General features: G+C 66.0%; 21 protein-coding genes. 15 read left to right on the top strand and 6 right to left on the bottom strand.

Annotated features, from left to right (window positions below; genetic code table 11):
• Nucleotides 1–5 precede the first annotated feature (5 nt).
• Nucleotides 6–536 (bottom strand): hypothetical protein, encoded by a 531-nt coding sequence (locus Rhe02_RS17130; RefSeq protein ID WP_203909240.1) that lies wholly within the window; start codon nt 534–536, stop codon nt 6–8.
• A gap of 452 nt (nt 537–988) precedes the next feature.
• On the opposite strand from Rhe02_RS17130, the gene Rhe02_RS17125 reads away from it, so the two are divergent.
• From Rhe02_RS17125 to Rhe02_RS17115, 3 genes are all read left to right on the top strand, one after another.
• Entirely contained in the window at nt 989–3454 is a 2466-nt protein-coding gene (locus Rhe02_RS17125) for a tetratricopeptide repeat protein (protein WP_203909239.1), read from the top strand.
• 198 nt (nt 3455–3652) lie between these two features.
• Nucleotides 3653–4321 carry a hypothetical protein gene (locus tag Rhe02_RS17120; protein WP_203909238.1) on the top strand — a complete coding sequence of 223 codons (669 nt, stop codon included), beginning with the start codon at nt 3653–3655 and terminating at the stop codon, nt 4319–4321.
• A 213-nt stretch (nt 4322–4534) separates the two neighbouring features.
• Nucleotides 4535–5005, top strand: a complete 471-nt coding sequence (locus Rhe02_RS17115) for a hypothetical protein (RefSeq protein ID WP_203909237.1) — start codon at nt 4535–4537, stop codon at nt 5003–5005.
• 456 nt (nt 5006–5461) lie between these two features.
• On the opposite strand, the gene Rhe02_RS17110 is transcribed toward Rhe02_RS17115, so the two are convergent.
• The 4 genes from Rhe02_RS17110 to Rhe02_RS17095 all read right to left on the bottom strand — a co-directional run bounded on the left by Rhe02_RS17110 (nt 5462) and on the right by Rhe02_RS17095 (nt 11767).
• A complete protein-coding gene (locus tag Rhe02_RS17110) occupies nt 5462–7735 on the bottom strand; it encodes a S8 family peptidase (RefSeq protein WP_203909236.1) in 2274 nt (757 codons plus the stop codon).
• A gap of 611 nt (nt 7736–8346) precedes the next feature.
• Complete coding sequence (locus Rhe02_RS17105) at nt 8347–9294, bottom strand: extracellular catalytic domain type 1 short-chain-length polyhydroxyalkanoate depolymerase (protein WP_239123878.1); 948 nt, start codon at nt 9292–9294, stop codon at nt 8347–8349.
• A 263-nt stretch (nt 9295–9557) separates the two neighbouring features.
• Complete coding sequence (locus Rhe02_RS17100; RefSeq protein ID WP_203909235.1) at nt 9558–10466, bottom strand: site-specific integrase; 909 nt, start codon at nt 10464–10466, stop codon at nt 9558–9560.
• Nucleotides 10467–11080: 614 nt separating this feature from the next.
• Complete coding sequence (locus Rhe02_RS17095; protein WP_203909234.1) at nt 11081–11767, bottom strand: DUF4386 family protein; 687 nt, start codon at nt 11765–11767, stop codon at nt 11081–11083.
• Nucleotides 11768–11932: 165 nt separating this feature from the next.
• Between Rhe02_RS17095 and Rhe02_RS17090 the strand changes: the two genes are divergently transcribed.
• The 3 genes from Rhe02_RS17090 (at nt 11933) to Rhe02_RS17080 (ending at nt 15714) form a co-directional block, all read left to right on the top strand.
• Nucleotides 11933–13972 carry a sensor histidine kinase gene (locus tag Rhe02_RS17090; RefSeq protein WP_203909233.1) on the top strand — a complete coding sequence of 680 codons (2040 nt, stop codon included), beginning with the start codon at nt 11933–11935 and terminating at the stop codon, nt 13970–13972.
• Complete coding sequence (locus tag Rhe02_RS17085; protein WP_203909232.1) at nt 13969–14658, top strand: response regulator transcription factor; 690 nt, start codon at nt 13969–13971, stop codon at nt 14656–14658. Before Rhe02_RS17090 ends, Rhe02_RS17085 begins: the two co-directional genes overlap by 4 nt.
• A gap of 345 nt (nt 14659–15003) precedes the next feature.
• Nucleotides 15004–15714: a hypothetical protein gene (locus tag Rhe02_RS17080; RefSeq protein ID WP_203909231.1), complete on the top strand. Its 711-nt coding sequence runs from the start codon at nt 15004–15006 to the stop codon at nt 15712–15714.
• 769 nt (nt 15715–16483) lie between these two features.
• Here Rhe02_RS17080 and Rhe02_RS17075 read toward each other — a convergent pair.
• A complete protein-coding gene (locus tag Rhe02_RS17075; protein WP_203909230.1) occupies nt 16484–17062 on the bottom strand; it encodes a hypothetical protein in 579 nt (192 codons plus the stop codon).
• Nucleotides 17063–17655: 593 nt separating this feature from the next.
• Between Rhe02_RS17075 and Rhe02_RS17070 the strand changes: the two genes are divergently transcribed.
• The 9 genes from Rhe02_RS17070 (at nt 17656) to Rhe02_RS17035 (ending at nt 26723) form a co-directional block, all read left to right on the top strand.
• Complete coding sequence (locus tag Rhe02_RS17070) at nt 17656–18837, top strand: sensor histidine kinase (RefSeq protein ID WP_203909229.1); 1182 nt, start codon at nt 17656–17658, stop codon at nt 18835–18837.
• A complete protein-coding gene (locus Rhe02_RS17065; protein ID WP_203909228.1) occupies nt 18830–19966 on the top strand; it encodes a sensor histidine kinase in 1137 nt (378 codons plus the stop codon). The genes Rhe02_RS17070 and Rhe02_RS17065 overlap by 8 nt, the downstream gene beginning before the upstream one ends.
• Entirely contained in the window at nt 19936–20673 is a 738-nt protein-coding gene (locus Rhe02_RS17060) for a response regulator transcription factor (protein WP_239123877.1), read from the top strand. The genes Rhe02_RS17065 and Rhe02_RS17060 overlap by 31 nt, the downstream gene beginning before the upstream one ends.
• 3 nt (nt 20674–20676) lie before the next feature.
• A complete protein-coding gene (locus Rhe02_RS17055; protein ID WP_203909226.1) occupies nt 20677–21447 on the top strand; it encodes an AfsR/SARP family transcriptional regulator in 771 nt (256 codons plus the stop codon).
• A 520-nt stretch (nt 21448–21967) separates the two neighbouring features.
• Nucleotides 21968–22132, top strand: a complete 165-nt coding sequence (locus Rhe02_RS17050; RefSeq protein WP_203909225.1) for a hypothetical protein — start codon at nt 21968–21970, stop codon at nt 22130–22132.
• A 30-nt stretch (nt 22133–22162) separates the two neighbouring features.
• Nucleotides 22163–22336, top strand: coding sequence for a thiomuracin/GE37468 family thiazolyl RiPP peptide (locus Rhe02_RS50915; RefSeq protein ID WP_373320641.1), 174 nt, complete (start codon nt 22163–22165; stop codon nt 22334–22336).
• Nucleotides 22285–22548, top strand: a complete 264-nt coding sequence (locus Rhe02_RS17045) for a hypothetical protein (protein ID WP_203909224.1) — start codon at nt 22285–22287, stop codon at nt 22546–22548. Before Rhe02_RS50915 ends, Rhe02_RS17045 begins: the two co-directional genes overlap by 52 nt.
• 165 nt (nt 22549–22713) lie before the next feature.
• Nucleotides 22714–24753 carry a hypothetical protein gene (locus Rhe02_RS17040; protein WP_203909223.1) on the top strand — a complete coding sequence of 680 codons (2040 nt, stop codon included), beginning with the start codon at nt 22714–22716 and terminating at the stop codon, nt 24751–24753.
• A complete protein-coding gene (locus Rhe02_RS17035) occupies nt 24750–26723 on the top strand; it encodes a TOMM precursor leader peptide-binding protein (protein WP_203909222.1) in 1974 nt (657 codons plus the stop codon). Before Rhe02_RS17040 ends, Rhe02_RS17035 begins: the two co-directional genes overlap by 4 nt.
• Nucleotides 26724–26730 lie beyond the last annotated feature (7 nt).

The following is a 26730-nucleotide window of genomic DNA, read 5'->3' as shown; positions in this document are numbered from 1 at the left end:
CGGGGTCAGGCGTTGCGTACGCGCCACCTCTCAAAGACGGTCGGCGCCATTGTGGTCTGCGGGTACCAGCCCCATTCCTCGCACAGTCCGCCCGGGCGGGTGCGCCACACGGAAGCGCCGAATTCGATGCGGTACGAATCGATTCCGTACTCGGCGATGACCGTGGTGTGCGGCAACACGGTTACTGTTGTGCTCACCTGGATCGAGCTGGTACGGGTTGTCTCGATCGAGCTATTCACCGATGACTTGAAGACGCCGACGACGCCGGCTTCGACGCCGACAGACACCGAGACCTTCACTGTGACCGAAGCTGTCGTGGTCACCGTTTGTTGGAATGGCGAGTCAGATCCGTTCTCGAGGATCCTCCCGTTACTGACGACGAATACCGGAGTCGCCGACAGGATGGTGTAGCGGTAGAGCTCGAAAGCGTAGCCGAACGGGATGTTGCCTCTTTTGTCTTTGACCAGCCTGCTGTCCGTATAGTCCGTCGGGCACGCCACGATGGCGCCTGCGTTGGCCACGGAAGGTGTGATCACGACGAGGACCGTCGTGATGAGGCCTACGAGCGCCGCAACCGTTCCGCCTCGCTGACGCCAACGGGCGCGACGGCTCCGGCCGTGATCGGCAGGGATTGCTAATAGTTCCACCAGTCCTGTGGTGTGGTTTTTGGACATTCGCATTGGGCCTCCTTGGCGGCTCGATCGTGGGGGTAACCCGGACTCGTCACGAGGTCGGGGGTTGAAGAGACGGCCAGCTGCGTGAAATACGCGAACGCGCAAACAGAATCGGACAAATGCGAGGCTGGTACGCGCTGCTGGACTCGGATGCTAGACGGGTATTCGTTGTCGGCGGTGCGGTTCCAAACGTCGGCGTACATTGCCGAACGCATTCTCGCGACGACGGCGATCACCGCTGACATCGACATCTGCCGATCATGGATGCTATTTTGCGTTTGGTGACAAGGCGCCGCGTTTCGGAGGATGTGCAGGTGAGCGATTCGATTGAGATGCGCGCCGCGGGAGCCCGGACGGTGGATGACCTCGCCGAGGTGCTGCGCGCGCTTCGCCATCGGCATGCCCGTCACCGTTCGAACGGCAAGGTGAGCTACCGCGGGCTGGCCGTACGCACCGGCTGGTCGCACACGGCGATCGCGGAGTACCTGACCGGCCGGACGCTGCCGCCGCCCGAGCGGCTTGACACGTTGGTGGGTCTGCTCGGCGCCACCCCGGCCGAACAGGGCGCGCTGGCCACCGCCCGGGACCGCATCGACGAACTGCGCCGTCCAGGCCGCCCGCCCATCCGGCCTGACGCCGCGCGGCCCGGTACCAGCGTTCCCCGCCAGCTACCGGCCGCGCCGGCATACTTTGTCGGCCGGGTGGCCGAGCTGGCCGCGTTGACCCGGCTGGTGGATCAGCCGTCGGGCGACGCCATCATGACGCCGCGACAGCGGCCCCTGGCGGCGGTGGATCTGGCTGGTCGTGTCGGTGAGCCGGCCACCCTGAACGGGCGCGCCAAGGCCGTCGGAACCGTGGCGATTTCTGCGATCGGCGGCACCGCCGGGGTGGGCAAGACTGCCCTGGCGGTGTACTGGGCGCACCGGGTCGCCGACCGTTTCCCGGACGGGCAGCTATACATGGACCTGCGCGGGTTCGGCCCAGACGGACAGGTGGTCGCCCCAGCCGAGGCGGTGCGCCGCTTCCTCGACGCCCTGGACGTACCGCCGGAGAAGATCCCGGCCGATGTGGACGCGCGTGCGGCGTTGTACCGCAGCATGTTGGCGGGTCGGCGGATGCTGGTCGTGGTGGACAACGCCCGCGACTCCGCCCAGGTCCGCCCGCTTTTACCGGCCACAGCCGGATGCCTTGTGGTGGTCACCAGCCGCAACCAGCTCACCGGCCTGGTCGCCGCCGATGGCGCCCAGTTGGTCGACCTGGATCTGCTGTCGGTGGGCGAAGCCCGCGAGCTGCTGGCCCGCCGCCTAGGCACCGACCGGGTAGCGGCCGAGCCCGCCGCGGTCGCCGAGATCATCGCCCGGTGCGCCCGGCTTCCCATCGCGTTGGCCCTGGTCGCCGCGCGCGCCGCGGCCCGACCCCGGGTGGCGCTGCAGGTGCTGGCCGACGAGCTGGCCGACGCCCGGCAACGGTGGCTGACGCTCACCGGCGACGACCCGCACACCGACATGCGGGCGGTGTTCTCTTGGTCCTACCAGGCGCTGACCCGACCGGCGGCCCGGCTGTTCCGCCTGCTAGGCCTGCACTCCGGCCCGGACATCACCACCCCTGCCGCGGGTAGCCTCACCGGCCTGGCGCCCGACGATGTGCGGCCCCTATTGGCCGAGCTGACCACTGCCAGCCTGCTCGCCGAGCATCGGCCCGGCCGGTACATCCTCCATGACCTGTTGTACGGCTACGCCACCCACCTTGCCGAGACCGTCGACACCGACCAGCAGCGTCACGCCGCGACCGGCCGGATCCTCGACCATTACCTGAACACCGCGTCCGTCGCCGACCGCCTGCTGGCCCCCACCCGTGACCAGCTCCAGCTCGCCCCGCCCCGGGCCGGAGTCACCCCTGAACAGGTCGGCGACCCTGCGCAGGCCCTGGAATGGTTCACCGCCGAGCATCGAGTGCTGTTAGCCACCGTCGACCTCGCCGCGGCCACCGGCTTCGACACCCACACCTGCCAGCTGGCCTGGTTCCTGCACGTCTTCCTGTACCGGCGCGGGCACTGGCAGGACCTGTTGGCCGCGGCGCAGACAGCGATAGCCGCCGCGCAGCGGCTGGCCGACCCCACCATTCTGATTCGCACCCGCCGCCGCCTCGCCGGCGCCTACACCCGGCTAGGTCGCCTCGATGACGCGTACAACGAGCTACGCCAAGCCCTTGACCTGGCTACGGGTACCGGTGACCAGGCCCAGCAAGCCCACACCCACCACAGCTTGGCCACGCTTTGGGAGCGGCGGGCGCAACCGGCGCAGGCCTTACACCACGCCCGGCAGGCACTACAGCTGTACCAGACCGCCGACCACCAGACCGGGCAGGCCGACGCGCTCAACTCGGTCGGCTGGTACTACACCCAGCTCGGCGAGCACCAGCAGGCCCTCACCTACTGCCAGCAGGCCCTCACCCTGTTCGAGCAGTTCGGCGACCAGTTCGGGCAGGCGGGCACCTGGGACAGCATCGGCCACGCCCACCACCACCTCGGCCAGCACGTCCAAGCCCTCACCTGCTACCAAAAAGCCCTCACCTTGTTCCAGGACCTCGGCGACCGCTACAACGAGGCCACCATCCTCACCCACTTCGGCGACACTCACCACGCCACCGGCAACTCCCACGCCGCTTATGAGGCCTGGCAACAGGCCCTGACCATCCTCGACGACCTCGACCACCCCAACGCCGCCCAGGTCCGCGCCAAACTGGTCCGCGACGAGGGCGTCCGTCCGGCATCGCCGTAGCTGATCCCAGGGTGCAGTCTCGGCACAACACAGCGATCCGCCGCCCGGTCGGCCGCTCGGCTGTTCAAGGTGGCCAGCGGCGGGCACCAACCGTGAGGTGTTCAACGGTGTTCAACAATGCGCACTATCGCGGGCCTGCCGCGCCGTACCGGCCGATAGTGGGGAGCACTTTGAACGACTGTCTTCGAGGAGGGTTCGATGAAGGCGTACCGCAAGGCAGGCGGGCTTGTGCTGGGTCTATCCGCATTGCTTTTCACGCTCACCCCGGCCACCGTCTCGGCCGCCGGCACGGACGGTCACAACCGTGGCGCGCAGGCCACCAACGCGCCTACCACCATCAGCGCCCCCGGGGCCGTTGCCCCGGACTCGTGCCTGCACATTCAACAGCTCAACCCGGATGAGCAGAAGTACCGCACGGTGAGCAACATTCCGTTCACCTACACCGACGCCGCGTTCGGGGTGAACGTCTGGTTCGACGTGGCGTGCGGCGACCTGTTCTTCACCGTGCCACCCGGGCGGCAAGCGCTTGTGGACCTGACTGCGGTCGCGGAGCTGGACTGCCAAGGCCCGGCGGGGGGAGGCGGCTGGTGCGGCGGACGGTTCCTCATCAACGGCTTGCCGCTGCCCTGGCCGGACAACACCGGACGGCCCGACTCCTACGCCTGGGACTCCGCCATCGGCGGTGCCGTTGACTGGCAAGCCAACACCCTCGCGCAGGAGTACGTGGCCAGGTGCGACAACCAGACGGCGCCTTGCGGTTACAAGGTCCAGCTGCAATCGGCGCTGCTTTCCGGCTCCACCAGCGTGTGGATCGACGACCTCACCACCCGCGTGGACGTCACCATCGGCCCGGTCTCCGTCGTGTGACCCCTGGACTGACCAGGCGGTCGTCACTGCGCCGGTGACGACCGCCTGATTGCGATGCAAGTCCGTCTAATTAGGATGCTTAGTGGAACATCGATGCTGCCATCGTCTTTGTCGCCCACAGATCAATGCTGCGCGGGCAATTCGGTTTCCTGTCCATGGCCTCTTGTGGCACACTCCCGGCGTGCGATGGTGTGGTAGGCAGAGGCAGCTCGGGTGAGGTACATCAGGGTAGAGCGCACGAGCGACGGCTATTGCATAGACCCGACGGATTACATTGCCCAGCTGCCACAGCTGGCGGGATCGCTACCGGCCGGAGCTGGCGCCTTCGCTACTGACCCGCAGCATTACGACTTCCACTCGACGCGATTCGTCAAAAACCTCAAACCGCAGAAGTTGGTCGCCGGGCACACCGACGGCGACGCGTGGCTGGAATTTCAGCTACGACACAACTGCTGGCGGCACGAGGAGGATCTGACGATTCGGTACAGCGGCGTCAGCCGAGCCGTGATCCACCCGCCGGCCGGAAACCACGATATACAAGGATTGCAGGAAGTACTCCTAGACGAGATCCTGCCCCACAATGACGGCTGCAGCCACGAAATCGTCTGCCTCGGCGGATCAGTCACCATTGTCTGCAACGATCTCACCGCTACCTGGACCAAGGCCGACTGTCCAGATCGCTAGACGAAGAGTCTTCGGACGTCCGCGGCCTTCTCTTTGTTGGCGCCTTCCGGTGGGGAATCCGTGGCGGGTTAGCTTCGATTCCACGTGGCGCCGCGTCGTAGGGCGACCATGGCCGCCCTACGACGCGGTGTTAGACGACAGTTCGTACCGCAATGACTCTGCCATTGCGACAGGAGACAGTCATCGCAACCTGAGTCCCGGGGTGGTTCAGGGACAACAGCTCATCACCGATTGCCGGGTCATATCGGAATTCCTCGTCGTGTCCGGCCCGGCGAATGGTGATGACGCCGTCACCGCATTGTTCACCGCTGACATTCTGAGTGCAGATGGGCGGTCGGACGGAGCGGACCTCGCCGAGGACCTCGGATTCGCCCCACCTCCGTCCAGCCAGGAGGCTGAAAGTGAGGACTACCAGTGGTATGCCGGCCAACAGCAAGGCCAACCATCGCCTCATTTTCAAGGTCGGGCGAGGAATCGGGCGATGTTCTGGGCCACGTCCTCCCAGTTCGATCCTCTGTATTGCTCGGCGAACCAGTTGATGTCCATCCCGACGACCAGACGTCCGCCACCCTGAACGTTGCTGCGATCCCAGCCTGCGAAGGCCGCTGTGGATGGATCTGACGAGTACGCGAAGATGTTGCCCTGCGGCACACCGCTCAGGCTGCCCGCGCTGGCTACCGTGATGCTCGACAGCGCATGGGGATCCGTCGCCAACCCACCAGGGGCGGCCGAGTTGACCGTCAGCGAGTTGAACGGTGCACTGCCGGCGTGAGCGATGTGTCCGCCCGTGTTGGTAGTCAGGCGATTGAGCAACGCGATCGTGGATGTGTCAACCGCGCAGCAGCCCCATTCTCCGGTCAAGTAAGCAGAACCACCCGATGCCACGAAATCGGCAAGCCGATCGGATTCCTGGGCGGTCAGCGCGTTCGTATCGATATACCAGATTTGTTGGTACGGAGAAAGGTCGGCTGGAAGCGTCTGAGATGTTGACACGGTGTGCCCCGCCCGGACCAGAGCCGCCGAAAGGTCGCCGATGTCGGTGCCATTGCCGCTGCCGGTACGGTCTCCTGCTCCGGCGATCAGCACGTTTGCGGGTCCTGTGCCGTTCTTGACGCATTGCACCGCAGCCTCGGCGTTGACGATCGGAACCGTTCCGGTGAAGGTGATTCGCGGCGTGCGGTTGTCGAGCTGCGGTTGGCTGCTGCGGCTGGACGCGGATCCCACTGTCCGCCCGGCCGTGTTCAGGACGCAGCTGGCGACGTCGGCCGCCTTCTTGTCCGGGTTGGCCGACTGGGCGAGGGCCGCGACGCCGGCCACGACCGGTGCGGCCATTGAAGTACCCATGTCCTGCTTGTAAGTGCCGCAGCTGAAAAACAGGAAACAGGATTCCACACTCGTGCTCCAGACGCCGGCATCACCTCCACTGATACCGACACCCGCCCCGCCAGGAGCGGCAACCTCGACGCCCAGGCCGAAGTTGGAGAACGAGGCAAGCGTGCCGTCGGAGTTGGTCGCGGCGACCGTGATGACATTGGGAAGCGACCAGGTCGCGCCCCATGGACTTTGGGGTCCGTCGGCGCAGTTGTTGCCTGCCGCGAAGGTCCAGATGATGTTGCGGCCGTCCGCCCCGTTGAATAGCTGCCAGAACGGCGCAGAGTTGTTCTGCGCCTCCTCGTTGTATTGCCGCGATTCGTCTGACGCCAAGCAGAGATTGGCCCGGCCGCGAGCGCCGTAGCCCAACGAGGCGTTGATCACACGCACGCCAGACCTGGCCACGTTGCGCATGGCTTCAAGCACTTCCTTGTCCGTCAGCCCACCACTACCCGAGCTGACGATTGGGCAGCCCCACGACACGCCGACCAGGCCGAGGCCGTTGTCCCGCGCGCAGACGAGCCCGGCGACATGGGTGGCATGGTGGTCCGCGGAACCGGATAGCACCCGGCTGACGTTCAGGTCTTCGTGGTCCTTATAAACCGCGCCGGAGTCGACGATGCCAACCGAAACCGATGGGCCGCCGGTCGTGGTGTCCCACGCCTGCTGAGCTCGGATCTGAGTAAATGGCCAGGTCGCTGCGTTGCCGTCGTCATCCCAGTCGCCGGGTGGCAGCGCGTTGTTTTGGATGAGCCCGACCGTCGTCCGGCTCACACCCGCGACGTCGGAGTGCCCTTCCAACGACGCCTTGGCCACCGCGAGGTCCTGCGGCGAGGCCCACCGGAGTTCATAGACGCCGAGCGCCTCGATGCCTCCGGTGACAGTGGCCCCCACGAGCGCAGCCAGTTCGACGGCGCGGCTTAGTGTGCCGGGCTCGTCCGGAGTGCCCAGGGTGATGATCAGTTCGTCGCGCAACGTCGCGCCGCCTGCGGGCAACGGCGCGGCGTTATCGATGCGGTCCTGCGACGGTTGAGAGAAATGTTCTGTCCCAGCTGGCGCCGGCGTCGGCGGAACGACGGTGACCGTCGCTTTCGTATTGAACGAAAGTCCGCATTGGTTCTGATAGCAGCCTTCGCCAAGAATCCTCAGCATGTACGTGTTCGGCGCCACGCCCACCGGTGCCGACAGCCGCAGCCCCAGCTGGTCGTCGAGGGTGAACTTCAGTTCCGGCGCGCGCGGGTCGAGGTGCTTTTCGGTGATACGTGTAATCGCGGTGATGCCATCGGTCATGTCGACGGGCAGTTGCGACCCTTGACCGATCGTCAGCCTAATGTGGTATTGCTGCTTCTTCGGAACCACCTTCGGCGGATCCGCGCGGAATTTGTTTCCCGCCGCAGTCTTCGCGTTGTTGCCGGGATCAGACGGCTGGACGGCGACCGCCCCGCTTGCCGCGACGCCTGAGGTCACCAGAAGCAATACGGCGGCGGCAAGCCGTATGCCTCTCAAGGCTCGTTTAGTCATGTCCGGATGCTATGGAGCGTAACAGCACTTCCGAACCATCATTCACTCTGTCGAGCAAGCACTCCACTCGACAGAGGAAATACTCGAATACAAACGGCTGGAATAGCGGCTTCATCGGCCATTTGTATGTGCCGCTGTGGCCTATGAAATCGCCGTTCTGCACCCGCGGTGTCCGATACCGACGTGGCCCACTGTCGTGGCCTCTCGCACAATCGAGCCAAATACCAAACCACATGAAGGAACCTGTACGTGTGACAGGGGCAGCTGGGAATCGAATCCGCCCGGCGATGGCACGGACCCGGCTGCCGGGGCAGTGGGGATCGAGGACCCGGCCAGGACAGCCATGAACGAGAGGGTCAGCCGGACTGCCCGGCAGCGGGTCCACACGGAATCAACTACTAGCCAGTCTCCGGCTCCAGCATCATCTGGCAGTAATCCCCTGCCCCGAGTCAGGCCAGGCCGAAGAAATCGACTGCGATGTCGGCCCACTCCGGCACGTTGAATCCCAGGTTGTGGGTCTCGCCTTCCACGCTGTAGGCATCGATCTGGACCCGGCCACGGCTCACGTATCCGGTGTGGGTCCAATTAGGACGCGGATGCAGCGTGAAGGTAGGCGTGCGGCTCGTGTGCAGCACATCGGTCCACTGCTCGATCTCTTCGCCGAAGTTCGGGTAGAAGAGGATGTTGTCCAGTGTGCCGTGCCACAGTTGCATGCGCGGGCGAGCTCCGCGGTAGCCCGGGAAGGCGCCGCGAGCAAGGTCGCCCCACTCCCGCGGGGTCTTGTCGACAGCGCCATTGGCGCATTGGCTATTCCACATGGAGCCGTCGGTCGTGGCGAAGCAGGCGAAGGGCACGCCCATCATCGCCGATCCGGCGCGGAAGACGTCGGGGTAGTCGCCGAGGAGCACGTTGGTCATCATGGCGCCAGACGACATGCCGGTGACGAATACCCTTCTGGTGTCGCCGTTTTGGCGCTTCACCACATAGCGGACCATCGAGACGATACCCACCGGATCGCTGTTTCCGTTGTGGGTCAAGGCGCCTGGGGACGAGACGTCGAAGCAGTGTCCCTCTCGCGGCGCCGACGGATAGACCACGATGAACCCGTGCAGGTCGGCCAGCGCGGCGAACCTGGTGCCGGAGAACATCGCCGGACCCGAGCCGGTGCAGTAGTGCAGAACCACCACGACAGCCGGGTGCCGATGCACGCTTTGTGGAATGTACTGGAACATCTGCAGGCCGGATGGGTTCGGGCCGAAGCTGGTTACCTCCACCAGGCCGTCCGTAGGCTCAGGACGCGACTTGGCCTGCGCGGGCGAGGGCGACGCGGCCAGCAGCGAAAGTGTCACGACCGACGCGACGACGGCCATGGTCTTGGAGCGGAGATGTGCGATCACCGGGCTAACTCCTCTGGGCCGGAGGCATCGAACGCTATCGGTAAATTTGTCGATACCTTTCCATCAACCTACGACCGTCGATGTGAGTAGTCAATGCGCGGATCCAGCGCCGTCTGCGATCGGTGCCGCCGGCCTCCGCGAGAGGCCGGCGCTGACCGCGCATGACGCCTTTGACGACACCCAGGCCACGGTCACGAGACGACGGCCAGGCGCATAGACCTCCGCGAGGAGCAAATTCCGCCTTACCGACGCACCGTCGAGGCCTATTCCGGAGATGGTGCCGGGTTCTTGGGATAGCGGAGGATCTCGGTTCGTATTCTTACGGCGCGTGTGGACACAAAGGAGTGGTGCTTTGACAGGCCCCATCCGCTCAATGCGTGGCCGGCGAGGCCATTAAGGATTTTGGAGATGCCGTTGGCGCTCATGCGACCCGTACCTCGCACTGCCGCCCCTTCAGTTCCGGCAAGGCGGCCATGTCGATCTATCGCTCGCAGCAACGGGCCTTCTATGACGCTAGCTTGGTGGAGCGCGGCGAGCCAGTCTCTAAGAAATGGAGCTGGATCACGTGCATCGTATTCATCGCGGGTGATATGCAGGCGTCGTGCCGGTGTGCCGGTGTGGTCCTTGATGGTGAGGATTAGCGAGTTCTCGGTGAACGTCGCATCGCCTACGTCAAGCCCAATTAGGTCTTGGGTCTTCACTCTGGCCACCTGAAGAAGGCTGACAATGAGCCGGTCGCGCTTACCGCGAAGTGTTGGATGCTTGATGCGGCCCCAGATGCCGTCGACTTCATATTGGCGCGGGATCTTCCTTTTGCGCGGTGGCGCCGCATGCGTCATTGCTTCCCGGTATCTATCCAAAGTTCGTCGCGCAAAATGGGTGGGAGACTGGTACCCCGAGCGTTTGTGCTCGTAGTCGATAGCGGCCAGCGATCGGGCGATGGTGGACGGCGCAGGCTGGCGGTGCCCGTCGTGGCCGCTGATCCACTGCTCTACGTACTCATCGATCGTGGTGGGAAGCGCCGGCAGCCCCTTGTGCCCGTGAACTTGCGCCCACGCGTTGAACTCTCTCAGGTCATGCGCATAGCTCCGCGCCGTATTCGGGGCGAGGCTTCCTTCTTCCCTCCTTATGCGGACGAGCGAGGCCGGTGTCGGTTGGCCCGGTCCATCCATGCCGATCTCCTAAGCCGTTGGTCTAGGTTCTGATAATAGTGTTACGCGTACCTTGGCAGATGCAAATGTGCGGAACTCAGTGGGGTAGGACTGACGTTTTTGCAGCTCATCGTCGGCAATTTGACGCGGCGGAAGCGGTCCGATAAGGACAGCGCCGTCGGATAACACCACTTAAAACGAAGGAGGTGACGACATGAGCCAGCCACCAGACAGGCGCCAGGGATCGTGGGCGCCTGTTCTCTTCGGCCTTGCCGCCGTGCTCACGGCTCTCGCGGCGCTCATCACGGCGATCCAGGGATGAAGGTGGCCCTCTCCTGATGCCAGTCAGAGAGGGCCGGCAGCGGGCTCCGCCTCCGGAACCGGCAGCTCAGGTGGCGGAGCCCAACCCATGCGTGAGTATCGCAGCTGGAAGCTCGTGGCGACATTGGCCTATGCCGCACAGCCAATATGGACATTCCATGATCCAGCGACGTCGGCTCCCGATCGACCTACGCCGAGCCGCCCTCAGAACCGTCCTCGCGTACGACTGATCTCTTATGATCGGCGGGGATACGGGAAGTTCAACAACCCAATTTAGCGAGCCCACAGGCCCGGGACCACCGGGCTGGCGGTGTCTAGTGTCCGGCGGATCGGGTTGTGATGGCCAGCGCGGCTACGGCGAAGCCGATCGTGGTCAGCGCCCAGGCCGCTGTGTCTAGCGGTGGCGAGGGCACGATCACGGCGAACACGAGATGCAGCGGCTGGGATACGATCAACATCCATGCCGCCCAGGCTGGTATGACGTGTCTGCGCAGCAGGGCCACGCCGATCAGGATCGTGCCAAGGATGTGTCCCAGCACGAAAACGATGGTCGCTGCGGTCAGCCCCGGGTTGGCGTTGAGATTGCCGATCAGCTTAGCGGTGTTGTCTTGGCCGATGCCGGATTGGACACCTGCGAGGGCTGCGAAGTCGATGCTGGTAGTGGCCCATAGCAAGGAGAATCCGGCGACGGCTAGGACCATGCCCCAGGTGCCCAGTGTGCGGGCATGACGAGCGGCCAGCAGCCCCACGGCGATCACTCCGGGCACCATAGTGGTCATCGCAATCAAGGTGAGCCAAAGCGTGACGGCCTGCGCGCCTGGGTGATCGGCAATCTTGGCGGCGACCGTGGCGGCGTCGTCACCTGAGCCGTAAGGCAGGATCAGGCGCAGGATCGCGATCGACAGCGGGCCGAGCACGATCACCGCGACAAGCCCGGCGCCGCGCAACGCGCCTAGCCCTGAATCTTTGGTGGCCTCGTTAGGGCCGGTGATGACGGTCATCTAAGGTATCCCTTCGTCAGCAGGTCAATTCCTGTCAGGGATCAGGTTGTCCGCAAAGGTTCCCGTGGGGCAGAGGGAGCCCAGCGGGTACGGCCGGGAAATCGCCCGGGTGCCCCGGGAAGATGTCCCGTGACAGGGGGAAGGCCGGGCGCGCATCATCAACTCATGAGGGTAAAGGCACCAGCGCAACGCTGGCGGCGGTGGCTTGGCCCGCTGGCCTGGAGCCTGGCGCTGGTGTCAGCAACCCTGACCGCGGCGGCGGTCATCGGGGCGATCGCGGCCGGGATGAGTCTGGCCGAGGCGGTCGACACCTTCGTGGTGACCAACTCGGTTGCGGGCCTGTCGTTTCCCTTGTGCGGGCTGATTCTTGCGACCCACCGTCCCCGCAACCCCATGGGGTGGCTGTTCCTGGCGGCCGGTCTCGGACATGCGATCACCGCAGTCTCGGTGCCATTGGTGGTGGCCGGCCTGGCTGCGGACTGGCAGCTGTGGCTGGTGCGCTTGATAACCACCATCGGGGTATACGCGTGGCCGTGGTCGATTTCCATGTTACTGCCGTTGGCACTGTTGCTGTTTCCTGACGGGCAGCCACCCAGTCCGCGCTGGCGTCCGCTTATCTGGGCGGTAGTCATCACCGCGCCCCTGTTTGCCGCCGAGCTTGGCACCGAACCTGATCCGCCTGTACCCGGTGCACCCGCCGGGTATCTCACTTTGACCAGCTACGACCAGTTGACGCCATTGTGGACGGTCGCAGAGCTGCGCACCGTGCTTCTCTACGGCGTGTGCGTCGTCGCGCTGATTCTGCGCTACCGCCGTGGCGGCGAACGTGAGCGGCGCCAGCTCCTTTGGCTGATCCTGGCCGCGTTGATCGTTTTTGGGGTACTGATCCCGTGGGGCGTGTTCTTTGCCGGCCCGGTGCTGATGCTGCTGGCGATCCCGCTCATCGGCGCGGCCGTCACCGTGGCGATCGTGCGCTACCAGCTGCTCGACATCCGGCTCGTTCTATCCCGCACGGTGCTCTACCTGTTGCTGACCGGTGCGGTGGTGGCCGCCTATGTGGTGCTGGTGGCGCTGTTCGACGGGATCCTGCGCCAGCAGACCGGGCTCGGCACCTCTGTGGCCGCCACCGTGCTCATCGCCATTGGCTTCAACCCGGTTCGGGTATTGCTTCAACGGCTGGTGGACAGGGCCTTCTATGGCGACCGCTCCGATCCGGTCCGCGCGGCATCCCAGGTAGGGGCACGGCTGGTCGACGCCGAGGCAGGGCTCGGTGGGGTGCTGGAGGCGCTATGTGCGGCGCTGCGCCTTCCTTTCGCGGCGCTTCGTGGGCCGCATGGGGAACTCAGCGCCGCGGGTACAGCTCCGGCTGCGCTGCATGCGATTGCGCTGACCTATGGCGGCAAACGGCTCGGCGAGCTCGTGGTGGGGGCGCGTGCCGGTGAGCACCGGCTCGATCCAGCCGACCGGGCCGTGCTGGAGTTGCTGGCCGCCCCGCTGTCAGTGGCGGTGCATGCCACCGCACTGTCGCTGGAGCTTCAGCGTTCCCGTGAGCGCATTGTCAACGCACGTGAGGAGGAGCGCCGCAAGCTGCGCCGGGATCTGCACGACGGGCTCGGCCCCGCATTGACCGGTGTCACGCTGCAGGCCGACTTGGCCCGTAACCTGGTACCTGTCGACCCGGCGAAGGCCATCGAGCTGCTGGCCGAACTGCGCCGTCAGACCGGCGCGGTCATCGAGGACATCCGGCGGGTCGCCTACGGCCTGCGCCCGCCAGCACTGGACGAGCTTGGCCTGCTCGCAGCGCTGCGCCAGCAGATAGTGCAGCTCGGTCGGCGTCCGGACGGCACACCAGTCGAGATCCACATCGACCTGCCCAACGTGTTGCCGGCATTGCCGGCCGCGGTCGAGTCCGCCGCGTACCGGATCACCATCGAGGCACTCGCCAACGCCGTACGCCACGCCCAGCCACAAAACATCCAGATTCGCCTGTCGCTGGGCCGGGAACTGACGATCGAAGTACGCGACGACGGCGCCCACGTCAACGGTGATGCCGCCTGGCCCGTCGGAATAGGACTACGCTCCATGCACGAACGCGCTGCCGAGCTGGGCGGATCGTGCCACGCCGGCCCGGCCGGCGGCGGCGGTCTCGTGACTGCCCAGCTTCCACTTTGGACGGACAATCAGCAACAAGCAGGTAGAGCATGACCAATGACGACACCGAACCGGAAGTACGCCCGCTGCGCGTGGTCGTGGCCGACGACCACCCAGTGGTCCGCGACGGACTGGCCGCGCTGCTCAAGTTCACGCCCGGCATCACCGTTGCCGACACGGTCGCCGACGGCCGCGCCGCGTTACGGGCAGCCGTCATGCTCCAGCCAGACGTCCTGGTCATGGACATTCAGATGCCGGGCCTCAACGGGGTCGAGGCCACCGCCGAAATTTCCCGCGCGGCACCCAAAGTCGCCATCTTGATGCTCACCATGTTCGACGACGACGAGTCCGTGTTCGCCGCCATGCGGGCCGGCGCCCTCGGCTACCTCCTCAAAGGCGCCGAACAAGACCAGATCCTGCGGGCGATCCACGCCGTGGCCGACGGTGAAGCCATCTTCGGGCCCGGCATTGCCAGCCGAGTCCTGGGCTACCTCAGCGGCCCCGGCCACCAAGTGGATAAGTTCCCCGAACTCACCACACGAGAACGCGACGTCCTCGGCCTACTCGCCGCAGGCCTGCCCAACACCGCCATCAGCAACCGGCTGGGCATGGCCCCAAAAACGGTCAGCAACCACATCTCCGCGATCCTCACCAAACTCCAGGTCGCCAGCCGAGCCGAGGCTGCACAGCAAGCCCGCGCTGCCGGACTAGGCAATCAAAGACCCACAGCTCACATGTAAACAATGAGCCTTAGTCTCGGGCGCCCACAATCTGCGCGGTGGGTTGTTGGGGGGCTTCACTGTCGCCTGCACCGGCGCGGCGGCGCAGCACAGCAAAAACGCCTGCCCTAGAGGCAATTCAGCCAACTGCCCGTCGGCACACCGTCGCCCGCATCGGCAAAGCGACAGAACGCCACTGCCGCCTCGTCAAGCTTGCCGTCGGGTTGGGTGTCCGTCTGAGGAGCTATTAGACGATTAGAGCTGATATGCACCCGCTTTACCGAGTGCCACAAGTATACGACTAGGTAGCTTAGCTCTATGCGGAAGAGGCTTGCCGTTGGCATAGCAGGAAGTGTCATCTGCGCCGTGATACTGGGCCTGGGTCTGAGGATGCTGCAATCTGGTCTGGAGGAGGCCGACCAGCTGGCAGGCATCGCAGGCTTCTTTCTGGCCGCGATGACCGCGATCGCCGCAATGGTGACATTCCTTCGCAAACGACCGTCCGGCGACGGCGAACCCTCGCAACGGGAGAAGGACGCGAAGGCGGAAGGCAAAACCTGGCGGGCGATCGGCATGGTCTCCCTGGCAGGCGCCACCGCAACCTGTGGCCTCACTGTAGTGAGTGGTCCGATCGGCAACAGCCCGCCCCCGAAAGTCATCCGTCCCGCCTCGCCTGCCGTCGCGATGTTCACCAACCGTCTAGTGATCGTCGAGGTTGATCGCTGCGCGGCCTACACTCACCCGATCGATATGGACACCATCGATGCCGGTTACTCCACCCCCAGCGATGACGGTGGCGATCTGACCATTGCGGGAAGAGACTCATGCGGCAGCGACATGGTGATTACCAGCCAGAGCGGGCTCATGGCCAAAGCAGACTCACCAAACCCAAGTAGTTCCGACTGCTACCAGCTGGCGATAAGCCGTGGCGAAAGCGAATTGCCGATCCACGACCCCGGCCTGACCGGCATCTGCCTGATCACGGATGAGGACCAGATCATCTACGCGGCCGTCTCGGTCAAAAGCCGTCTGGGCAGCCCACTGCAGATTGAACTACGAGTGACCCTCTGGCCGTGAACCGTGCCTGGCGACGTCCATTTGTCAGCGAGCGATTCTCCGAAGTGGACACATCGACCGCCACGACTGGCCCTGATGGTCAAGATGATCCCTGCGCGGGCAATGCCATGCCATGCACATCATTGCGGTGACCGGTGGCCCGGCGGCCAGCACCAGATCGCGATGACGGGGGCAGATGCGCAGCCCCGCGACGTCCGGCTCCATGGCTGGCCATTCCCACGAAACATGCAGCATTGAAAGGGATCGCCGTGATCCCGGCATGGTTATCCGTTCGGGGCGGCCGGCGGTGCAAGCGCCCCGGCACCGTCAAGAAGTGCGTCGAGCATGCCAACGGTAGGGGCCGCGGTTCTGATCATTTGTGCCATCAGATCCACGACATGCAGGAGCGGGAAATGCGTGTTCCGCCCAGCCGCCGACCACCAGTGACGATTCGACGCCGGCACGCGTGCCGGCACGCGCCCAAAGCGATCCGACCTCGTCTTCCGACTCACCGATCGTGATAAACCGATACCCCAGTTCACGCGAGCTGCCGAACCAGCCCGCCCACTCCGCGGGTACCTCCAGGACTGTGAGAAGGACCCGAGCCAATCAGCCAGAACACCGCTGCTTTCGAACGGGGCGCTGTGAGTCGATGCGCTGGGCCAAGTCAGCGACAAATCCGAGTACGTCACTGAATATCGCCACTCACGGGATAGCAATGAGTCTGGAGTCGTCCTGGACTCACCGCGATCTTCTACACGCCTGCAGTCATTGGGTGTCTGCGCGGGCGTCAGACGGAGCCGGAGCAGTCGTTGACGCGGAAACCCTTACGTAAGTTATCGAGTAGCTCCTGCATGAACTGGTAGAAGCTTTTTTGGATTGCGCCGGTGGGTGCTCCCATGTCGAGCAGTTTCGTGATCGCGGTGGCCGCTGCCTCTGCGGCAAACGATGAGTCTTGTGCCGCTTCGTCAGGTCCGATCATCTTCCCGCTAGCCAACTTTCGTGGCGCACCGACCTTCACTCCGATCTTCAATGACCGCGGAAACTGGCCCAACGGACTCGTAAAAATAATCGGCACGCAATCTGTCTCTTGCCAATTCTCCACCTTTGGGTGCGGCCGGAAAACAAAGACGTGTGGCGGTATCTTGAGTCCGGGTTGGCCCGTTGGCCCGACGCCAGCGCCTTCGCCGCTATTGATAATTTCGAAGAGCGCGGCCAGCCCTGGGACAGCTTCGAACGACAGCTCGTCGTTTGCGGCCGGCGAAGCCTCGATCGGCTGTTCCCCGTCTACGGCCGGCGAAGTTTCGAGCGGCTGTTCGTCGTTTTCGTCTGGCGCTTGAGGCATTGCTCCTCCGTTGACTTCAAACACGTGTTCGGCAAATGCCTCTCACTCCACACGAATAGATGCATCACCACCGGCATTAATTTTAGTTCCTATCAAGGCGGTGTGGGCGCGATTGGCACGTCAGGCGCTGCAGGCACGCAGGTGCCTTGGCCTTGAGGTAATGGCTGGCGACCCGCCTGCCTATTCGGAGGGCTGAGACTTTGCACCGAAAGTTCGGCGGCGACACCGAGACGCAGTCTCAGTAGGTCAGTGCCGACGCCAGCCGCCTCGTCAGCCTGCTATTGGACCGCTGCAGCGACGGTACCCAGGCCGTCCACTCAGCCATCGAGATCCGGATGATCGGTGAGCTATATGCGTCAGGTCTCGCCGAACGGCACCTGTGCAGCGTCCTGACCGAGTACGCCACTCGGCCAACAATCACCGAGCCTACTGTCGCAGGTAGTTGCCCGTGTTCAACGACGCCTGATTCTCGGTGGGTTGATCAATGAATACACGCAGGCCGCTGTTCCCCGATCGCGGGTCATGCGTCGACTCCTCGGCGTCGATATGCTCGGTGCGTTACCACTCAAGATCGCCGATGTTCCGATCTCTCGCCGCAAGGAAATGCAGGTCCGCCCGTGGGATTGCCCGCTTCGCGCCAGGCCGACACCGGCGGCGCCGACACGGCTTCGGCCGGCCCCGGCGCTCGCCGGACGCTGACCGTGCTGGTCGCTGCAATGCGGCTGTCGAGCGGGGTGCTGGGCGCTGTGGTCGCCATCGCGGGGATGGCACCCCCGGCGCAGCCCGGCCTGGTGATAGCCGGCAGTGTCGGGGTCCTCCTGTGGAGCGGGCTGTTCGCCCGTCAGGTGCTACGGCATGGCCCATCGCCGATCCTCATTTACATCGATGTCATTGTTGTCGCAGTGCTGTTGGTCGCGCATCGCTGGCTTGTCCCCGAACAGGTACGCATGATGGCGTCCGGGACCGGCTGGGTCGACATCGTCGCCGGAGCAGGGGTGTTGATCACCCAGTTCGGGCTGCGCCAGCCGATCGGGCTCGCGGCTGGCCTTGGCATCGCCGCGGTGTACGCGGTCGGCGACGGCCAGATCAGCGAAGCACCCGTGTTTCTGGCGGTGGCGGCGCTGATCGGCGCCGGCCTGGCCACCTTGGTGCACCGGGCGACCAGCTCGGCCGACGCCGCCTTGGCCGAGCTGGCAGAGCAGCGCCGAGCGGCGATCGTGCGGGCGGCCATCCGTGCCGACGAGCGAAACCATCAGCGGCACCTGCACGACACGGTGCTGGCCACCCTCACGATGGTGCACACCGGAGGTATCGCCAGCGATTCGGTTGCGCTGCGGGAAAGAGCCGCCGCCGATCTGCTCATCATCGAAAGCCTGCGCGAAGGTCCGAGCGGGCCACAGCCCAGCCTGCCGAAGGTGCGCTTGGACCTGATGCTGCGTTTCGCCGCTGTCCAGCCGCCCGCGAGCACGCCGCTGAACGTGTCGGTGGACGTATCCCCGATCGAGTTACCCGCCGAGGTGGCGACGGCGATGTCGCAGTGTGTCGCCGAGGCGCTCACCAACGTGGCACGGCACGCGGGGACAGGCGAAGCCGGTCTGGAAGCGCGCGCGGACGCCGACGGGGCGAGCATCACCGTACGCGACAGCGGGGTCGGTTTCGACGTGACCTCCGTTCCGGCCCACCGGCGCGGTCTGCGGGAGTCGATCGACGGCCGCATGCGGTCGGTCGGCGGCTCGGCCAGCGTGCGCTCCGAGCCGGGCCTGGGCACCCAGGTCGTGCTGAGGTGGCCAGATGTCTAGCCCCGCAACGGGTGGCGACTCCGTGGCCGCCCGCTACGCCAGCGCCGCGCAGGTGGCGGCCGTCGTCATCCTGCTCATCTGTCACGTCTGCTATGACGTGATCATCATCGCGCGCAGCTGGTCGCAGTACGAGTCGCGGCTGGGCACGGTAACGGCCTGGGTGATCGTGGCGGGCGTCCAGGTGGCCGGTTCGGTTCTGTTGCTGCGCCGTGGTGCCGGGGCCAGCGTGCTCGCCTGCCGCCTATTGGCCGCGCTGGCGGTCGGGGCGAGCCTCGTCGCGATCCTTTCCTACCCGCCCGGTCAGGTGCTCGGCGACGCCAGCTGGGCGTGGAACACGGTCGGCTGGTGTGGGGTGCTGCTGCTGATGCACCGGCCGCTGTGGGAGCTGATCGTCATGCAGGGCGCCAACACGGCGATCTCGGTGGTGGCCATGGCCGCGGACGGCTCGATGGACCGGGTCACGGCGGGCCGGGTGGTCCTGGTCACCTTCGCCACCGCCGGCGCGCAGCTGCTCTTCGTCGTGGTCGCCCACCACCTCACCCGGGTGGCGCGGCGAGCTGCGGAGCTGACCCTCGCCCGCGCGGAGAACGAGTCGCGGGCCGCAGCCGAGGAGGCGGTGCACAGCGAGCGGCAGCGCCGCTACCGGGAGATCGGCGAGCGAGTCGCGCCGTTGCTGCGCGGCCTGGGCGACAGCACACTCGACCCGGCCGACCCGCAGGTGTGGCGGCTGGCGGGAGTGGAGGCGGCCCGCCTGCGGCGGCTGTTCGCCGAAACCGACGACTCCTCCGACCCGATGCTGCACGAGCTGCGCGCCTGCACCGATCTGGCCGAGCGGCGCGGCGTGGACGTTACCTTCTTCCATTACGGCGCGCTGCCTCAGGTGCCCGCGGCGGCGCGGCGTAGTTTGACCGAGGTTGTTTTGCTGGTACTGGCTTCCGCGGCCAGCCGTGCCCGCATAACGGTGGTCGGGGACGCCGCGGAAGTGGTGGTGAGCGTGACAGCCGACGCTCCCGCCGAGGTGCTGGACGACTTGCGATCGAGCCTGCCCGTGTCGGTTGTCGACGACCAGGAGGCGAAACAATTGTGGGTGGAGGTCCGATGGCGAGTGCCGCAGCCCCTGTCCGGGTGAGCATTATCGACGACCATCCGGTCGTGATCGAGGGCATCCGGGCCTGGCTGAACGTCGAGCCCCGGATCAAGGTGTCCCACGTAGGCACCAACGTGCCGGCCTCAATGTCCAATGTGGACGTCATAATTCTCGACCTGCACCTCGACCGGCGCCTGGCCATCGACGACATCGCGACGCTGGCCGGTGCGGGGCAGCGGGTCATCGTCTTCTCCCAGTTCACCGAGGAAGAGATAGTGCTCGCCGCGCTCGACGCCGGAGCCTATGCGTTCCTGGCCAAAAGCGAAGGCCCCGACCATCTGCTGACGACCGTGTTCGCGGTTGCCGAAGGCAGGCCCTATGTCACGCCGATGGCCGCCGGAATCCTTGTCAGCGACCAGCGTCCTGAGGCGCCCGTGCTCTCCGAACGCGAGCGCACCGCGCTCCTGTGGTGGTTCCAGTCGATGTCCAAGGCGTCGGTCGCCAGCCGGATGGGCATCTCCCCGCACACTGTCGACATGTACATCCGGCGGGCACGGCTCAAATACGCCCAGGTGGGCCGGGCCGCGCCGACGAAGACTGACATGCTGATGCGCGCCATCGAAGACGGACTCCTCACCCGAGACGAGGTGGCCGAAGGCTTCCCGCTTCCGGCGCCGGCCACCACCGCCAGCCGCGCGATACGGCCTGCGGTGGCCGGTTCCGTCGAGGTGAAACCGGCAGGAGCGTAGGCGATGCCGGCGTTTCTCGTGCTTGGCCCGCTGGAGGTCCGTGCCGCGGACGGTGAGCCGACCAGGCTGACCCGCCGCAAGATGCGGGAACTGCTGGCGCTGCTGCTGCTGCGGCCGGGCGCCGTCATCGACGTCGAGGAGATCGTCGACGCCCTGTGGGGCGAGGCCCCGCCCGCGTCGGCTCGGGCCAACCTTTACTCGTATGTCTCGGATCTGCGTCGCGTGCTCGCGGTGGCCGCCCCGGCAGATGAGCCGCGGCCGAGCCACACCCCCAACGGCTACCGGCTCGATCTGCGAACGGGCGAATGCGACGCTTACATGTTCGAGGATCTGGCCGCTGCGGGGCGGCGGGCGCTTCGCGAGACCCGCTATCCCGAAGCGGCCGAGAACCTGTTCATGGCGCTGAGCCTGTGGCGTGGCAAGGCCTTGCAAGGGATAGACACCGAGTTCACCGCCGCGTTCGCGGCACGGCTCGACCAGACCCGCCTGGGCGCGGAGGAGGACTACATCGACGCCCGGCTCGGCCTGGGCCAGCATGAGGCGCTGGCTTTCGAGCTGGAGACGTTGGTACGCCGAAATCCTTTGCGGGAAAGGCTTTGGGGCCAATTCATGACTGCGCTCTACCGCTCGGGCCGGCGCACGGATGCGCTGCGGGCCTACCAGAAGGTGTGCGACGTCCTGGACACCGAGCTCGGAATCGGCCCGAGCACTGAGCTGCGATCGTTGCGCCACGCCATCGCCAGCGGTCACCAGGCTTTACTTCAGCCTGTGTAGGCGTTTGTGTAGGCCGCTGTATAGATGGCTGTGTAGAAGGCCAGGTCATACTCGACTGCGTCCCTAGGGAGGTGAGTATGACACTTGGCCAACACATCGCGCTGGACCTCCGAGACGTTCAGGTGGAACGGATCGAGGTCGCGCACAACCCGAATGAGGTATCGCTGGAATCGCTTCTGGGATCCCAGGCGATGACCGAACTCGGCGGATCAGTTCTGCCGGCCGGCTGCTGCAGCTGCTGTCTTCCGTGCTGCTGCTGCTGTTGCAGCTGAGGTGGTTCGCCACCTTAACAATGCGTCAAAGAGTTGCGCTGAAAGGAGTTAGATGGCGATTCACGGAACTGGGCTGGCTCTTGACGACATCGATGTCGAGATGCTTGAACCCGTCGTCGGGAATGCGCTGACGCTCGAATCCATTTCGGGCGCCCATGCCATGGCCGAATTGGCCACATCCTGTGTACCCGCGTGCAGCTGCTGCGCTACCTGCTGTTGCTGCTGCTGCGGATGAAAGGAGCACGCTCATGAAGCTCGACCTGGCCGACCTGCTCGTCGAAGACATCGAAGTGATGCGCCTTGCTCCCGAGCTGGCGCTCGAATCGCTGTCGGCGGGCCAGGCGATGATCGAGACCGGTGGGTCCTCAATCAGCGTCGGCATCGTCCTGTGCAGCTGCTGCTGTTGCTGCTAACCGCCAGCGCGTACGGAGGTACCAGAAAAAATGAATCTCTCCCTTAGTTTGTCCGATCTGGACACAGAGGTGCTCGAGATCGCCAGTCAGTCGCCGTCGGTGACGCTGGAGTCCCTCGTCGGTGGACACGCGATGGCCGAGATGGCCGCCTCGTGTTCGGTCTGCAGCTGCTGCGTTGTCTGCTGTTGCTGCTGCTGCAGCTAAACCCTTGGAGGATCCGCATGTCCGCTGCTGAACGCCTCGCCCTCGATCTGCACGATCTGGGCGTCGAACCACTACACACCGCCGGCATCGTCGGCCCGTCCCTGGACGCGCTCGACCTCGGCCACGGCGCCACCGAAACGGCGGCTTCGTTCGGCCCTCCGTGCAGTTGCTGCAGCTGCTGTATTGCCTGCTGTTGCTGCTGCTGCAGCTGAGCCGCACCCGATAGGCATCACCGCAACCAACACATTCCTCGCGCAAGTCGGTGTACCGCGCGCTCGTCCCGGCCGGATCGAGAAGGACCGGCCCCCTGGGACGCCAAGCATCGTGGCCGTCGTGCGCGCAATTGGCTCATAGCTCGACACAAGAGGACGGCCCCGATGAAACCGAAGCTCAAGCCGGACGTCTACTGGGTTCCACAGGGCGACGCGCTGGCGTTCATCCACCCCGGCGATCCGCTGACCGTCCGTGGCCGCAGCGCGCTGCCGCTGATGGACCGGCTCGCGCCCTACCTCGACGGCTCGATCGAGCTTGACGAGCTGGTCGGCGGCCTGCCCGAAGGCAAGCGGGACATGGTGCTCACCATGGTCACCGCGCTTCACGACGCCGGCCTGGTCAAGGATGTCCAAGACGACGACCCGAATCCGCTGAGCGCTGCCGAAATGGCCCGCTACGGCGCGGAAATCGCGTACATCGACCATCATCTCAGCTCTGCGGCGCGCCGCTTCCACGACTTCCGCACCACGCGGATCACCTGTCTGGGCGCCGGGTTGAGCCTGCACGCGCTGGCCCACGCCTGCTTGCGCGCCGGAGTGCTCGAGCTGACCGTGCTGGTCGCCGGCGACTGCCCAACAGACACTGACCTTCTCGACAGGTACCTGGCCGACTCCCGCGAGAGCGACCCCGCGCAGCGCCTACACCTGCGGTCGTTCTCCGATTCGGCGGGAGAGCTGAGCGACGCCGTGGCGGGTGCGGACCTGCTGCTGCATGTCAGCGATCGGCCGGTGCTCGCCCGCGCCCGCGACCTCGATCGGCTCTGCCGTGAGCATGGACGTCCCCTCCTGCAAGGCATCGTCGTGGATGACGAAGCGTGGACCGGGCCTATCGGCGGCAGCGTCGGTGCGGGCTGGGAGTCAGCGTGGCTGCGCGCCAGGTCCAACCGCCCTCGGCCCGCCGACGCCGACCTTTTCCCCGAGACTGCAGTGCCGGAAAGCCCTTTCCTGGCCGGGCCGACCGCCTCGATCGTGGGCAACCGGGTGGCGTTCCTCGCCTTCCAATATGTGACCGGGGTTTCCGGCGCGCGCGGCGGCCTGCCCGCCGAGACGGTGAGCGTGGTCGATCTGGAGACGCTGGACACCACCGAGCACAGGTTCTTGCCGCATCCGGGAGCGGGCCCGGCCAGTCCAGAGTCGCAAGACGAAACGGCGCGACGCTTTGCCGACTTGCTCTCCCGGCCCGCTCATGAACCGGCCGCATTCTCCCGTGCCGCGGCTGAGCTTTTCGACGCCAGGTTAGGCCCGATGCGCACGCTCGACGAGAGCGATCTGCCGCAGCTTCCGCTCCATTTGGCCGAGGTCACTGTCGCCGACCCGTTCGGGTTGCTCGACACTCGCGACGGGCACCCGGGCGCGGTAGGCCTCGGCGACAGCTTCGCCGCCGCCCGGCATCAGGCGGCGCTGCGCGCCTTCGAGCTGTACGCGACGCTGGCAGTCGACCGGCGGCGGCTGCGCCGCGGTGACGGGCCGGACCGTGTGTTCGCCCGCGATCTCGCCTCGGGCGCTTGGGAAGCCATCGACGCCGAGCTGGCCTATCCGGCCCTGGCCAAGCCTGGCCCGGCGGAGACCTTCATGCGGCCAGTGGGGCTGGCGGCCGCGCTCGGCGGGGACGAGGCGCTGCGCATGGCGCTACTCGACCACTGCGCCGCGCTGGCGGCCGGTGCCGTTGACCGTGCCCGCGAGCCGTTCCCGCAGTTGCCGCTCGACGCCGCCGAGCTGACCGGCTCGACCGCGCTCTACCTTGACGCGACCCGCACCGCGCTTCCCGGGTTGCGTTGCTACGACCTCACCGCCGTTCATGGAGTGCCAGCGCTCGCCTGGTGCGACGGTGAAGCCACGATTGGCTACACGGCAGGCTCAGATCACGTCGAGGCGATCAAGGCCGGCCTGGTGCAAGCCCTGCTTTACTATCAGGCCGCCGAATCCGGCCGGCCGCGTCTGGCACCGCCCGCGGCCCCGGAACTGCCCGCCAGGCTGCGCGGGGAGTCCGTCGCAGCGCCGGATGCTGCCGTGGCCCGTCTCGGCTGGCCGGAGCTGGTTTCCACGCTTGCCGCGCAAGGGCACCGGGTGCACGCCGTGGCGGTAGGACACGACCCGGTGGTCACCGCCGTGCTGCCGGCCGTCGTACAGGTCGTCGTCCGATGAGCAGCGCTCCCGATTTCGTAGTCGTCGGGAAGGGCCGGCTGGGTGCCGCTATCGCCGCCGAGCTGGGCATCGCCGCAAACGTGTCCATAGTGGACGATGTCACGTCGATCGCCAAATTTTCCGCGAGTGAAAAGCCGCCCGCGGTCGTGATCGTGGCCGATGGGCCGGAACAGTTCAGCAATGGGCACGCGCCTGCGTTGCCGGGTAACGTTTCCTGGACCCCGGTACGGGTGGAGCTGGGCACCGTCGTGATCGGACCCACGGTGACCCCGGGCGTGGCAGGCTGCACCGATTGCGTCGAAGTGCGGCGGTCGCGGGCCCGGCCCGACGCGCAACTGCACGCCGACGCCCGGCAGCGGTTCCCCGACCGTTACCACGCCCCCGACCCGGCCCTGACCAGCTTCGGCGTCACCGTGGCAGCTCGGCTGACCAGCACCGAGGTCACCGGCGTCGCGGCCGGCAGGTTGCGCCTGGGCACGGTGCGGCTGCGGCTGAACACGATGACCGTCAGCTCGCACCGGTTCCTGCCCGACCCGCACTGCCCCACCTGCGGCGGTCTGGCCGACGACAGCCCGGACGCGGCGCGAATTACGCTTCAGCCCGCCCCCAAGCTAGGGCCGGAACGCTATCGGGTCCGGGACCTGTCAGCAGGAATGGACGATCTCCTGCGCACGTATGTCGACGCCGAGCATGGGCTCATTCGAGCGTTGCAGCGCACCACGCTGGAGATCTATCCGACGATGATGGCGCCCATTGGTTTGCCGGGCAACCCGCCGCAGACCGAAAGTGGCTCGGGAAGAGAGCTGGACTACCGGACAGCCCGGCTGACCGCGATCGCCGAAGCCGTCGAGCGATATGGCGGCGTGCGGCCCGGCGGGCGCCGCACCGTCGTCGAGGGCAGCTACCGGGAGCTGGCCGAGCAAGCGCTGGACCCGGGCACTCTCGGGCTGTATCCCGAGGACCGGCACGCGTTGCCGGGCTTCGGCTACGAGCGCTACACCGAGGATCTGCGGATGCGATGGGTGTGGGGGCACTCGTTCGCCCGCGGCGGCCCGGTGCTGGTACCGGAAAGCTGCGCCTACTACCGGCTTCATCTGGCCAGCAACGACTTCCGGCCGTTTGTCTACGAGATCTCCAACGGGTGCGCGCTGGGCAGCTGCCTGGAAGAGGCGATCCTGCACGGCATGCTGGAACTCGCCGAACGCGACGCCTTCCTCATGACCTGGTACGCGAAACTGCCCGTGCGCCGTCTCGACCTCAACTCCGCCCGCGACCGCACCATCCCGCTGATGGCGGCGCGACTCAAAAGCGAGACCGTATGCGACATCCACGTCTTCGACACCACCACCGAACAAGGCATCCCGAGCGTGTGGGCGATGGCCGTGGCGCCGGGTGACGACGAGAGCCGCCTCAAGACGGTCTGCGCGGCGGGGGCAGGCCTCGTGCCGGAGAAGGCCGTCGCAGGCGCGCTGCTCGAACTCGCGCCGATTCTGCAGTGGCGGCAGGGCTCCTATGCCGAGGATGTTGACCGGGCGCGGCAGATGGTCGCCGACCCGGATCAGGTGCGCAGCATGCACGACCACACCGTGCTCTACTCGCATCCGGCTGCGTTCGACCGGTTCGGGTTCCTGTTCGAAAGCGACCGTGTGGTGCCGATCGAGGAGTCGTTCGGGGGCGCGTTCCGTACCCGCGCCGACGACTTGCGCGATGACCTGACCGCGACGCTGGACAGGTACCTGGGACGTGGTCTGGATGTGGTGGTGGTGGACCAGACCACGGCCGAGCACACCGCGGGCGGCTTCCGCTGCGTCAAGGTGCTCATTCCGGGGCTGTTGCCGATGACCTTCGGCCACCGCTACCGCCGCGTCGACGGCTTGCCGCGGCTACTCACCGTGCCGCACGAGCTCGGCTACTACGACCGTCCACTTCGCGCTGACGAGCTCAACCCGCATCCCCATCCCTTTCCGTGAAGCGGAG

This window comes from Rhizocola hellebori, from assembly GCF_016862955.1.
In the GTDB taxonomy this organism is placed as follows: domain Bacteria; phylum Actinomycetota; class Actinomycetes; order Mycobacteriales; family Micromonosporaceae; genus Rhizocola; species Rhizocola hellebori.
This window is presented reverse-complemented; position numbering and strand designations above follow the sequence as displayed.